The sequence below is a fragment of the Streptomyces viridifaciens genome (assembly GCF_001888885.2).
Taxonomy (GTDB): domain Bacteria; phylum Actinomycetota; class Actinomycetes; order Streptomycetales; family Streptomycetaceae; genus Kitasatospora; species Kitasatospora aureofaciens.
Genome location: NZ_CP090841.1, coordinates 4,032,906 through 4,045,175 on the forward strand (window position 1 = coordinate 4,032,906; position 12,270 = coordinate 4,045,175).

A 12,270-nucleotide genomic window follows, 5' to 3' on the forward strand; every position below is an offset into this window, starting at 1 on the left:
AGCGGCCAGCATGATCACTCTCGGTCGAAATGCGTAGGTCGCGGATTCGAATCCCGTAGGCGGCTCGATAGGTGGAAGGTTCGGTCGGATGTTCTGGCCGGGCCTCTTGCGTTGGGTGGGCGGCGTGGGGCGGGAGGTCGGGGCTACTGGTCCGGGTGGGCGAGGACGGGGACGACGGACGCCCGCCCCGGGGAGAGGCGGGCGTCGCGGGAGTGGTCGGGCGGGGGTCAGCCGAGGCGGGCGAAGCCCTTGGCGGTCCGGCGGGCGAGGCCGCGGGAGACCAGCAGTGGATCCCAGTCCGGGCCGCGGTCGGGCAGTTTGGCCGGGTCGCCGAGGACGGCGCCGGCTGCCACCTCGGGGAGCAGCTGGCGTCCGAGGATCTGTCCGGCGGCGGCCATCCCGCCGGTGGCGACCGCGCTCAGGCCGCTGCCGAAGCGGATGTTCTGGCCGACCACGTAGAGGCCCTCGACGTCGGTGCGCACGTCCGGGCGCTGGCTGACGTTGCCCCAGCGGGCCATGCCGTACGGGGTGCCGCCGGTGCCGCGGATGTAGCGCTCGTGGCTGAGGGGGGTGGCCGCCTCGAGGTGGGTGATGCGGTCCCGGAAGGGGCCGATCACCTTCTCGGCGGCCGTCACCATCAGCTCGGTGAAGTGCCGCTTACGGGCCTGGTAGGCGGCGTCGCGGCGGTAGGGTTCGCCGTCGACCGGGCCGCCGCGGACGCCCCAGAAGCCGTAGCCGGGCGGGCAGAGGGTCATCAGCTGGAAGTTGCTGTGGCCGGGCGGGCAGACGGCGGCCGCGCCCGGGTCCTTGTGGGAGGCGAAGGAGAACAGCAGCTGGGGGATCGAGTCCACCGTGCCGTCGCGTTCCCAGCTCTCGACCATCGCCGCGTAGGCGGCCTCCATGTCGTCGCTGCCGTGCCACCAGATGTTGGCGTTGGGCAGGCCGGGCAGCTCGGTGTCGAGCGCGACGTACGCCGTGACCAGGCCGCCGCGCATGGTGGCGGCGCGGGTGCGGGCGACCAGGTCGGCGGGGAAGGCCTGCTCGCCGCCGCACAGGTCGAGCACGGTGCGGCGGTAGTCGGCGTTGGAGATCACCAGGGGGGCGGATATCCGGGTGCCGTCGGCGAGTTCGACACCGGTGGCGTGCCCCTGCTCGATCAGGATGCGGCGCACCTCGCAGCGGGTGCGCAGCTCGCCACCGTAGGACTCCAGGGCTTCCACGAAGGCGGCCACCAGCATCTGCCCGCCGCCCTCCGGGTAGTAGGCGCCGCGCATGTAGTGGTCGAGCATGGCGGCGTGCTCGGCGAAGGTGATGCCGTCCGGCATGGTGCCGTAGTTGCCGGCCTGTGCGGCGACCAGGGTGCGGGCCTTCGGGGAGAGCCCGCAGTGGTCCAGGGCCTCGGCCAGGGACCGGCTCCGGCGGGCCCAGCGCATGGTGTCCGGCTGATCGCGGAACAGCTCGACCATGTGGTGGCCGACCAGGCTCTCCCGGGTGGCACCGGACACCGTCCGGGCGATGTGGACGAAGCGGTCGACCCCCTCGGCCTCCTCGGGCAGTGCCGCGCGGAGCCGGTCGCGGTAGGCGTCCCAGCCGGCCGGCACGTCCAGCGTGGCGGTGGGGGTGATGATCCGGTCGAAGCCCTGCTCGTTGTCCATCGGGCGGAAGGTCACCCGGTCGCGGACGCCGAGGCCGGACAGGATGGCCGGGAAGATGCCGTTCGGCCCGCAGTCGCCGATGTAGTGGGTGCCCACGTCGAACTCGTACTTGCGCCGGCGCCGGAACACGTGGGCGTTGCCCCCGGCAACGTCGTGCTGTTCGAGGACGAGCACCCGGCGCCCGTCGGCGGCCAGGTAGGCCGCGCTGACCAGTCCGCCGAGGCCGCTGCCGACCACGATCGCGTCGTAGCGTTCCTCGCCGGCTCTGGCCGTCGGACCTTGCACTTCCCGCATTTCCGCCCCCACTCGTCTGCCCATCGGAAGGTGCCGCCATGGACGTGGATCTCGAAGGCCGGCCCGTTGATGTGCGCCGCTCGATCGGAGGGCAGGGAGGAGACCGGATCGGCCGCCTCCTCGGGCTTGCCGACCCGGCCGAGCGCAACGTTCCCCGCATCCGTTCCAGCGCGGCCCCGGGCAGGTCGCCCACCGTGTCGGTGGCGATCGGGCCGGGGCGACCACGATGGCTCGCACGCCGCGCGGGCCGCACTCCTCGGTCGGGGACCTGGTGAATCCGGTGATCCCCGCCTGAAACACGGCATAGTCGGCGCGGGCGACGTTACCGCAAATCCCTGACCGTGACGATGGGTTGACGATGGATCGGATCCTGTGCTCGTTCAGCGGGCCGAGTGGGGCGGGGCGGGCCGAGCGGGGGAGCCCGGAGGAGGTCGGAGGGGCTCGGTGGGCGGTCGCCCTCACCGCCGCAGGAAGGTTCCGCCGTCGAGGACCCAGAGGCTGGCCGGGACCGCACCGCACTTGACGACCTCGGTGTGCAGGTCGGGGTCGGTCCGGCTCCAGCCGGCCCGGCGCTGGTGCTGCTCGTCGGTCGGGTAGAAGGTGAGGCCGGCCTCGGGGTGCAGGCCTTCCTCGAAGAGGTACGGCTCGCCCCCGAGCGGGGTGATCACGGTCTTCGAGATGGGCCCGGTCACGGTGACGGCGCCGTTCGCGTCGACGGCCAGGCAGTCGACGTCGAACTCGGCACGGACGGTGCCGGATGTCTCGAAGACGTGCTGCACCACGACGTGCCCCTGGGCGCGGCCGTCGATCGTGCGGGCGCTGACCTGCGCGGTGAGCCGTTCGCCCGGGGTGGGGCCCGGGCCGTGGTCGCTGAGCAGGGTCCAGCTGTGCAGCGTGAGGTGCTGGCCGGGGCGCTGGGCCGGTACGGGCGCGGCCGAGGCGGTGCCTGCGGACCCGGCGGCGAGGGCCAGGGCCGCAGTGGTGAGCGCGACGGCGGCGGTGAACTTGCGCATGGTCAATCCTCTGCGGAGAGAAGGGAATCGGCCGGTTCTCCGGCTGCCTCCAAGCTCCCAGTTCACTCCTGGTCACGGCCTCCGCCGCGGGGCGGGACCGGCTCCCCCCGTCGGGGGAACCGTCCCTCCTCCGCGCGGTGCACGGAGTGGCGTGTCACCGGACAGCGTGGCGTATCGCGTCCAGGGCAAGGGCGGCCGCGGCGAGTGCGGTGGCCAGGCCCGCGACCGCGAGCGGGGCCGGGGCGCGGCTCCCGGAGGCGCCGAGGAAGTCCAGCCCGGAGACGTGGTTGACCATCCCGTACCAGAGCAGCGGGTAGACGGTCTGGAACATCCGGGGGCCGCGGGTGAGGCTGCCACAGAGCAGTGCCAGGGCGGGGATCAGCAGGGCGCCCGCCAGAGCGCCGGCCGCCGCCCGGACCTGCCCGGCACCGGCGAGTCGCAGCGCGGGTACGGCGGCCACCGCCAGCGCCGGGAGGATGCCCGCGAACAGACCGGCCAGCCCCCGGCGCAGCGGGGACGGGCAGGCGCCGAGCAGTTGGTCGATGCTGCCGCCGTCGGCCCGGTGACCCATCCGGGACCAGAGCGGCATCGGCCAGAGCATCGCGAACGGCAGCACCGCGTGGCTCGGCCCGTCCGGGGCGACGGCCGCCGCCGCCATCGCGAGCACGGCCACCCCGACCCACCAGAGCCGCTGCCCCCGCACCAGGATCCGCAGCTCCCCGAGCAGCGCGTCGAACCCGATCCGCCCCTGGCGGGGAGCGGTCAGCCGGGTCGGATCCAGGGCGAAGCCCGCCGGTCCGGCCGAGGACGCCGCCGCGCCCCCGGCCGGACCGTCCTGGCCGGTCGGCCGGAAAACCCCGGCCAGCCGGAGGTCCCAGGTCCGCCGGAGGACCCCGGTCGGCCGGGTAGCCCCGATCGCCCCGCCAGCCCCGGCTGCTGGGTGGGCCCGGGGCCCGTCGAAGCGCCGGAACCACAGCGCCCCGATCAGCGCGATCCCCACCGCCGCACCGACCAGCAGCACCCCCGTGGCTGCCGGTCCGAACGCCTCGCCGGGCCCGAGGCCGGGCCAGTCGAAGGTGCCGAGCACCCGGTTGTCCGCCGTCAGGCCCACACCGAACTCCACCCCGTCGACCGGTCGCCCGCCGGCCGCGAGCACCTCCCGGATCGAGGCGGTGATCCGCCGCATGCCCAGCAGGTCCGGCCCGCCGCCGGCCTGCGCGCCCAGCACGAGGACCAGCCAGACGACGAACCAGACCGCCGCCCCGAGCCCGCCGCGCAGCCCGGGCACCGTGTCGAACAGCACCGCGCACCCGGCCACCGCCGCCAGCAGCGGCAGCGTGACCAGGACGTACGGCAGCAGCAGCCGCACCGCGTCCACCCGGTCGGAGTCGCCCTTGATCAGCTGCACCGCGAGCGCCGTCCCCGCCAGTGCGAGCAGCATCGAGCCGAACAGCAGCAGATTGCTGACGAACTTGCCCGCCAGGTACCCGACCCGGCTCAGCGGGGTGGCGGCGAGGAGCCGGCCGACGCCGCTCTGCTCGTCCCGCCCGATGGCGCCCCGGGCGATCCCGAAGCCCGCCAGCGAGAGCCAGACCGCACCGCCGAGCGCCGTCACCGTGCCCACGTAGCCGCTGGTGTAGCGGCCGTGCAGGTCCGTCACCTGGAAGACCTCCCAGCGGGAGTCGCCCACCGGCGCGGCCAGCAGCCCGAGCGCGAGCGTGCCCAGCAGCACGACCAGGTAGCCGGGCCGCCGTCGGCGCTCCCGGAAGTCGGCCAGGGCCAGTGCCCCGATGCGCGTCACCATGCGGCCACCTGCTCCGTCGCGGACCGGTCGGCGGTGAGCAGCAGGTACGCGTCCTCCAGCCGGGGCGGTACCGGCCGCGCCCCGGCGGCGGGCGCGTGCCGGGACAGCACCCGCGCCCGGACGCCCTGCGGGGTACGGGTGGTGCCGCCGAGCAGGAACCGCGAGCGCAGCGGCGGGAGTTGGTCGGCCGGGACGGTCAGCTCCCAGACCGAGCCCTCGGCGCTGAGCAGCAGTTCCTCCGTGCTGCCGTGGTGCAGCAGCCGCCCGCCGCCCATCACCGCGATCCGGTCGGCGGTGGCCGCCACGTCCGGCACGATGTGGGTGGAGAGCACGACGATCCGCTCGGCGCCCATCCCGCTCAACAGGCTGCCGAAGCGCAGCCGCTCCTCCGGGTCGAGCCCGACCGTCGGCTCGTCGACGATCAGCAGCGCCGGGTCGTTGAGCAGCGCCTGGGCGATGCCGACCCGTTGGCGCATTCCGCCGGACATCGCGCCCAGCCGCTGCCCGGCCGCGTCCGAGAGGTTGACCAGTTCGAGCAGCTCCTCGATCCTGGCCCGGGCGGAGCGCCGGCGCAGCCCCTTGGCGGCGGCCAGGTAGGCGAGGAACTCGCGGGCGGTGAGCTGCGGGTAGACGCCGAAGTCCTGCGGCAGGTAGCCGACGGCACGGCGCAGCGGCCCGGGCCTGCGGGTGATGTCCACCCCCTCCCACAGCACCCGCCCCGAGGTGGGCCGGGTGACCGTGGCCAGGATGCGCATCAGGCTCGACTTGCCGGCGCCGTTGGCGCCGAGCAGGCCGAGCACTCCGGGCCGGAGCGTCAGCGTGAAGGAGTCCACGGCGCGCTTGCCGCCCCGGTACTCCTTGGTGAGGTCGAGGATCTGGAGTTCGGTCACGCCCGAAATGCTTCCGGCCGGGCCGCATCCGCACATCTGCCGTTCGGCAGATATCCGAGCGCTTCCGGCGCGGAAAAACGCCGGAGGGGTGGGCCTTTCGGCACACCCCTCCGGTCATCTGGTCCAGATGTCAGGCCGGTTCGGCCCTCCGGTCGATTCAGTCCTCGTCGCCGAAGTCGCCCCCGAGGTCGCCCCCGGCGTCGCTCCCGTCCGGGGTGCCGCTGAGCGCGTACCCCTGGCGGCGCGCCTCGTAGCAGGCCACCGTCGCGGCCGCCGAGACGTTCAGCGAGCCGACCCGGCCCAGCTGCGGCACGAACACCACCTGGTCGCAGAGCGCCAGCGCCTCGGGCGTGATCCCGCGGTCCTCGTGCCCGAGCACGAAGGCCACCGCCGGGGTCAGCTCGGCGGCGAACATCGGCACCGCCTCGTCCGCCAGCTCCAGCCCGACCACCTTGAAGCCGTCCGCCTTCGCGGCCGCGACCGCCTCGGCGACCGTCGGGAAGTGCTCCACCTTCAGGTACTTGTCGGTGCCCATGGCGGCCTTCTGCGCACCGGACGAGCGCACCGACGGGGTGTCCCCGGTCAGGTACAGCTTCTCGGCGCCCATCGCCGCCCCGGTCCGGACCACCGAGCCGACGTTGAACGGCGACTGCAGGTTCTCCAGGATCATCGCGAGCCGGAACTCGTTGCTGCGCCGCCACGAGCGGTGCAGTCGCTTCAGTTCGGTCCCGCGCAGCTGCTTCACGACGTCGTTCCCCGTCCACTCTCCGAGCCCTCGCCCGCATCCGGGCGGGGCCGCGCTTCCAGAATCCGGAACCCGTTGACCGAGGTGACCCGGGAGGTCGGGTGGCCCTGCTCGTTGAGCCACTTCTGCAGCGAGTCCGAGCCCAGGTGCTTCTGCACCACGAGGAACGCCGAGCCGTCCGGAGTCAGCCGGCCGAGCCAGTGCGTCAGCAGGCGGCGCAGCTCGGCCTTGCCGATGCGGATCGGCGGGTTGGAGTAGATGGTGGCGAACCGGAGGTCCTCGGGGACGTCGTCCGGCAGCGCGGCGTGGACGTTGCCCAGCCGCAGCGCCTCGGCGTTCAGCCGGACCAGTTCCAGCGCGCGCTCGTTGACGTCCACCGCCCACACCGGCAGCCGCTTGCGCCGGGTCGCCCAGGTCAGCGCGATCGGGCCGTAGCCGCAGCCGACGTCCAGGATCGGTCCGCGCACCCGCGGCTGGGGGGCGTGCTCCAACAGGATCCGGGTGCCAGGGTCGAGCCGACCGTGCGAGAACACCCCGGTGTCGGTGGTCAGTTCGAGGGTCAGGTCCGGCAGTGAGACCGTGATCGGCCGGCGCTCGCTGGCGACCTCGGGTGCACTGGAGAAGTAGTGCGAGCCGGACATCTTTTCCCCGTCGTCGGTATGGGCTCGGGGCCACCGGGTGGGTGTGGGTAAGCCCTGGGTACGGCACCGATCGTACCCCCGGTGGCCTGCAGCGCGTTCCGCGCGGCCCTGCGGTGCGGGTCCGCCGGGGCCTCCGGTGGGCCCGCCGGGTCAGGCCGCGGGTCCGCCCGGTCCGGCCGCGGGTCCGCGAAGGGACCGCGGAGGGTCCACCGGGGCCGGGTGCGCACCGCCCCGCCGCGGCCGCCGCGGTTACCGGGTGCCCAGGGTCTTGCGGGTGGTGATGTTGATCCGGTTCCAGGTGTTGATGGTGAAGCACACGGAGACCAACTGCGCCAGCTCCGCCTCGGCGAAGTGTTCGGCGGCCCGGGCGTACACCGCGTCCGAGACGCCGCCGCCGATCCGTACGATCTCCTCGGCGAGCGCGAGCGCGGCCCGCTCGCGCTCGCTGTACACCCCGGCCGGGGCCTCGTGCCAGACGGGCAGCAGGTAGATCCGCTCGTCGGTCTCGCCGGCCTTGCGGGCGTCCTTGGCGTGCATGTCCAGGCAGTACGCGCAGTTGTTCAGCTGCGAGGTGCGCATCTGCACCAGCTCGACCAGCGCCGGGTCCAGGCCCTCGCGGGCGGCGGCGTCCAGGGCGATCATCGCGCGGAACACCTTGGGCACGGTGCGGGCGTAGTCGAGGCGGGCGGGGGTGGTGGTGATCTCGTTCGTCGTCATGACTACGACCCTAGGAGGAGAATGCACCCGTTCCATGGGTCATTCAGGGGCAGGATTCGTGGGTCAATTCCGCTTCCGGCGGCAGGGCCCGGGCAACACGCCGGAGCGGCCCCGGCGCGTCGCGTCAGCGCGCCCGGCGACGGATACTGCCAGTACGCCATCCGGGCCCTGGGAGTCTCCCGACAGTGAGGACGGACGCCATGCCGCAGGACCACGAGGACTACCTGATCGACGAGACCGTCGAGACCGTCGAGCCCGACGAGGAGGAGGTCACCAGCGACGAGTACGACGAGGTCGCCGAGCGCCGGGCCCTCGGGGCGGACCCGGCCACCGACGTCGCGGACGCCGCCGAGCAGAACCGGATCGTCCAGCTCGACGAGGACGACTACCGCGAGTAGGCCGCCCGGCCCCCAGCCTCCCCACAGCTACACGGCTCCACAGCCGCACAGCCACACGGCTCCACAGCCACACACCTTTACAGCGCCTTGCGGCGCTGCAGCCAGGTCATCGCCGCCCAGCCCGGCAGCACCGGCAGGATCAGCGTCAGCAGCCGGAAGAGCGCCACCGCCGCCACCGCACCGCCTTCCTCCATCGACGCGGTCTGCTGCAGCCCGAACACCAGCGCCCCGTCCACCGCGCCGGCCCCGCCCGGGGTCGGCGCGGCATTGCCCGCCGCGTTGCCCACCAGGAACACCACCGCCACCGAGGCGAAGGACGGCTCCCGGCCGATCGCCAGGGCACAGCAGTACAGACAGGCAATCAGACAGAGCGACACGAGCAGCTGCCCGGCCACCCCCACCGCCAGCCGCCCGGGGTTGCGCAGCAGGTCCAGCAGTCGCGGCAGCACCTCGGCGGTCAGCGGTCGCAGCCGCGCCGCCAGCCACCGCCGGGCCGGCGGGATCGACCACACCACCGCCAGCAGCACCGCGGCCACCACCAGCCCGACGACCACGGCGGGCAGTGCCTCCAGCTCCGAACCGCCCGGCTGCGCGTCCACCAGGTAGACGAAGGCCCCCAGCTGGAGCAGGTGCAGCACCAGCCCGATCACCTGCCCCACCCCGACGCTGGACAGCGCCTTCGCGGTCGGGACGTTCGCCTGCTGCAACAGCCGGGTGTTCAGCGCGATCCCGCCGACACCCCCGGGCGACACCAGCTTCACGAACGCCCCGGCGAGCTGTGTCAGCACCACGTTGCGGAAGTTCAGCCGCTCCGGGACGAAGCCGACGAACCCCATCCCGGCCGCCACATGACTCAGTCCCGCCGCCACCAGCGCCAGCGCCAGCCACCACGGATCGGCGTCGGCCAGGGCAGCGACCGGGTTGTCCTCGGCCGCGAAGAACTGCGGGATCAGCAGCCAGCCGGCCACCACCCCGCCCACCACGGCCAGCAGCGTCCGCGGCCGCAACCGCTCCAGCCGCACCGGCCGCCCCACCACCTCCGGCCGACCGCGCAGTACCTCCGCCCGGATCTCCTCCAGCAACCCGCCGGTCGGGTCGGCCTCGTCGGGGGCCTGGTCCGGGGCTTCAGGGATGTCGCCGGACCTGGCCGACCGTTCGGCGCGGGGCACCTGCGGCTGCTCCCCGGCGATGGACGGGGCGCTGCCCGTGCCGCCGTCTCCTCCTGCGGTCGGCCCGGCAGCTGCGGGATCGGCCCGGTCGGCGGGTGTGCCGATCGTCGTGGGCGCGCCGATGTCGGAGTGCCGGGAGCGCGCTCCGGTCGGGTCGGTGCTCGAAGCCGCGCCCGCCGGGTGGGCCGTCCCGGCCGCCGACGGCGCGTCGCCGTGCCCCGGCCGGACTCCGGTCGCAGGGACATCGGCCGCCGGGGCATCGGTCGCAGGGACATCGGTCGCCGGGACAGTGGTGCCGGCCGCGCCCGTGAGCAGGAGCGGGGCCGTGTGCCGCCCGGTCGGGCGCGCGCCGCCGGGCGCCTCCGCCGGGCCGACCCCCAGCGCCCGCGCGTCCGACTCCCCGCCCTGGCCGCGCTTGAGTGCCTGGCGGGTGGTGCGGGCGAGGGCTATCGGCTGGAGCAGGGGCAGGGCGGCGCCCAGGGGGTCGGGGCCGAGGACGTCGGTGGCGGTGCGGACGGAGCGGGCGGCGCCGGCGCGGAGGGCGAGGGTGGTGAGGAGCTGGACGATGTCGCAGCGCAGGACGAGTTCGCTCGCCGCGATGTCGCCGTCCGCGAAGTCGACCAGGTGGACCGCGCCGCTGTCGTCGACCAGCAGGGACGACGGGACGAGGGCGCGGTGGGCGATCTCGCGGCGCTGGAGCAGGGCGAGCTGGCTCCAGACGTCGGCGAGGAGCTCGTCGGTGATCTCCGCGTCGTCGAGCTGGTCCAGGGTGCGCCCGGCCAGGTGCTCGTACGCGATCAGGGCGGTGTCGTGGCCGAGGCCCGCGGTGGCGGCGATGCGGCGGGTGCGCACGCCTGCGGCGAGGGCCGCGTAGGTGACCAGGGCCTCGTGCTCCAGCCCGGTGCGCGGTGAGCGCAGTGCGCGGGGGTGGGGGGCGGTGCGCAGGCGCAGGCGGCGCCAGGCGCGGCCGACGGCGGCGGCGGTGACGGCCTGCCGGTCGAGGAGCTGGACGTCGAGGTCGGGCCGTTCCTCGGCCTGCCGGACCCGGTAGCGGTCCGGTCCGGCGGGGACGGCCTCGACCGGCCGCAGCCCGCTGTCCCGCAGGGCACGCAGGACGTCCCCGGGCCTCGGCCGCGGGTCCGGGGTGCCGACGGCGTACAGGGTGCCGTGGGCGCCGGTCCAGCCGATCAGCAGGCCGAGCAGCAGCGCGGTGGGGGTGGCGTACCCGCCGGCCAGTCCGGCGAGGCCGGAGAGGGCGAGGACGGCCCAGGGCAGGCGCCGTTCACGGCTGCCGGAGGCGGTCATGAAGGCGAGGACGGGTGCGAGATAGCCGTAGACCGGCTCGGTGTGCCCGAGCACGTCGCCGGGCAGCCGGTGGGTGAGGGTGGTGAGCAGCGAGGTAGGGGCGAGGTCGTCGGCCCAGAGGTCCAGGGCGAGGGTCGCGCCGTACGCGGTGACGGCGGCGAGCAGTCCGTCGGAGACCTGTTGGAGGGCGCGCCGCCGGTCCGGTCCGAGCAGGCGGCGGACGGCGAGTCCGACGGGCAGCAGCAGTACGGTGGCGGTGGTGAGTCCGCCGGCCAGGCTCGCCAGCGGCCGCGGCACCAGTGCGCCGGCCTCGGCGACGTCGGCGGCGAAGCCCCCGGTGGTGGCCCGGGCGTAGTCCGCGAGCAGCAGGGTGAGCGCGATCGCGAGCAGGCCGGTGAGCAGCCGGATCAGGGCGACGGGCTGCCGTATCCGGCCGGCGTCGGACAGCGGTCGGGCCCGCCGCCGCTCACCGCCCGGCTGCCCGGGTGCGCCTTTGCCCCTGCCGTCGCCCGGCTGCCCGGGTATGCCCCCGCTGGTGTCCGGCCGCCGCGCAGGGGCCGTACTGCCGCCCCCGTCGGTGTCGCCGTTCGTTCTCCCCGTCACGATCGCCACGGGTGGCATGCTCCCATGCCACCCGTGGACCCGGAGCGGGATCTGCGTCCGTCCGTCACGCCTGCCGGGTCGGCAGCACCACCTGGTGGCGCAGGTTGACGTGCCGGGGGCGGCTGACGGTGTAGGCGATGAGATCCGCGACGTCCTCCGCCGTGAGCGCCGGGATGGCCGCGAACATCCCGCCGAGCTGCTCCCGCAGTGCGGGGTTGTCGATGTGGCCGCCGAGTTCGGTGTCGGTCAGGCCGGGCTCGACGGCGCTGACCCGGACGTCGCGCGGGCCGAGTTCGGCGCGCAGGGCGGTGGACAGCTGGGTGAGCGCGGCCTTGGTGGCGCCGTACACCGCGTAGTCGGGGAAGACGACGTGCGCGCCGATGGAGGAGACGTTGACCAGGTCGGCCGTGCGGCCGTCGGCGGCGGCCGCGGTGAGGTCGGCGGTGAAGGCGCGGATGACCCGCAGGGCGCCGGTGAGGTTGGTGTCGATCATCCGGGTCCACTCGTCGATCCGGCCGTCGGCGAGCGGGTTGGGCAGCATCACCCCGGCGTTGTTGACCACCAGGTCGACCGGCCCGTACGCGTCGTGGACGGCCGCGGCGGCGGCGTCGACCGAGTCCTGATCGGTGATGTCGGCGGTGACGGCGAGGGCCTGCCCGCCCGCCGCGGCGATCTCGGCGACGAGCGCCTCGATCCGGTCGGTGCGGCGGGCAAGCAGGGCGACCCGGGCGCCGTTGGCGGCGAGCAGCCGGGCGGTGGCGGCGCCCATGCCGCTGGCGGCTCCGGTGACGACGGCGGTGCGGGCGGCGAGGGCGGGGTAGCTCATCGGGGACTCCTGGGCCGGGTCGGCGGGCTGACGTCGACCACTCTGCGCCGGTGCCGCGCGCCCACCCAGGGCCACGTCCTTCCCCGGAACCCCTCACCCGGGAACCCCTCACCCGGGAACCCCTCACCCGGGAACCCCTCACCCGGGATGCCCGTTCCCGGGAACGGGCATCCCGGGAAAGGCAGTACCACCCTCGCGCCGCCCGCCCGG

At 74.5% G+C, this 12,270-nt stretch carries 10 protein-coding genes; 1 reads left to right on the forward strand and 9 read right to left on the reverse strand.

Features of this window, described 5'->3' with window-relative positions; all coding sequences use genetic code 11:
• Positions 1 to 227: 227 nt before the first annotated feature.
• The 7 genes from BOQ63_RS25040 to BOQ63_RS25070 form a co-directional block, all read right to left on the reverse strand.
• Positions 228 to 1,940, reverse strand: coding sequence for a phytoene desaturase family protein (locus BOQ63_RS25040; protein WP_454130141.1), 1,713 nt, complete (start codon positions 1,938 to 1,940; stop codon positions 228 to 230).
• A 467-nt stretch (positions 1,941 to 2,407) separates the two neighbouring features.
• Positions 2,408 to 2,962: a hypothetical protein gene (locus tag BOQ63_RS25045; RefSeq protein WP_030556809.1), complete on the reverse strand. Its 555-nt coding sequence runs from the start codon at positions 2,960 to 2,962 to the stop codon at positions 2,408 to 2,410.
• A gap of 154 nt (positions 2,963 to 3,116) precedes the next feature.
• Complete coding sequence (locus BOQ63_RS25050; protein WP_072655000.1) at positions 3,117 to 4,766, reverse strand: ABC transporter permease subunit; 1,650 nt, start codon at positions 4,764 to 4,766, stop codon at positions 3,117 to 3,119.
• Positions 4,760 to 5,656, reverse strand: coding sequence for an ABC transporter ATP-binding protein (locus tag BOQ63_RS25055; RefSeq protein ID WP_030556812.1), 897 nt, complete (start codon positions 5,654 to 5,656; stop codon positions 4,760 to 4,762). Before BOQ63_RS25055 ends, BOQ63_RS25050 begins: the two co-directional genes overlap by 7 nt.
• 157 nt (positions 5,657 to 5,813) lie before the next feature.
• A complete protein-coding gene (locus BOQ63_RS25060) occupies positions 5,814 to 6,401 on the reverse strand; it encodes a TrmH family RNA methyltransferase (protein WP_046386525.1) in 588 nt (195 codons plus the stop codon).
• On the reverse strand, positions 6,398 to 7,042 hold the full coding sequence (locus tag BOQ63_RS25065; protein WP_033346980.1) for a class I SAM-dependent methyltransferase: 645 nt from the start codon (positions 7,040 to 7,042) through the stop codon (positions 6,398 to 6,400). Before BOQ63_RS25065 ends, BOQ63_RS25060 begins: the two co-directional genes overlap by 4 nt.
• Positions 7,043 to 7,291: 249 nt before the next feature.
• Positions 7,292 to 7,759 (reverse strand): carboxymuconolactone decarboxylase family protein, encoded by a 468-nt coding sequence (locus tag BOQ63_RS25070; RefSeq protein ID WP_030289335.1) that lies wholly within the window; start codon positions 7,757 to 7,759, stop codon positions 7,292 to 7,294.
• A 200-nt stretch (positions 7,760 to 7,959) separates the two neighbouring features.
• Between BOQ63_RS25070 and BOQ63_RS25075 the strand changes: the two genes are divergently transcribed.
• Complete coding sequence (locus BOQ63_RS25075; protein WP_030289332.1) at positions 7,960 to 8,157, forward strand: hypothetical protein; 198 nt, start codon at positions 7,960 to 7,962, stop codon at positions 8,155 to 8,157.
• A gap of 77 nt (positions 8,158 to 8,234) precedes the next feature.
• On the opposite strand, the gene BOQ63_RS25080 is transcribed toward BOQ63_RS25075, so the two are convergent.
• Positions 8,235 to 11,243 (reverse strand): lysylphosphatidylglycerol synthase domain-containing protein, encoded by a 3,009-nt coding sequence (locus BOQ63_RS25080; protein WP_150476105.1) that lies wholly within the window; start codon positions 11,241 to 11,243, stop codon positions 8,235 to 8,237.
• Positions 11,244 to 11,298: 55 nt separating this feature from the next.
• Complete coding sequence (locus tag BOQ63_RS25085) at positions 11,299 to 12,060, reverse strand: SDR family oxidoreductase (protein ID WP_072655003.1); 762 nt, start codon at positions 12,058 to 12,060, stop codon at positions 11,299 to 11,301.
• Between the last annotated feature and the right edge of the window lie 210 nt (positions 12,061 to 12,270).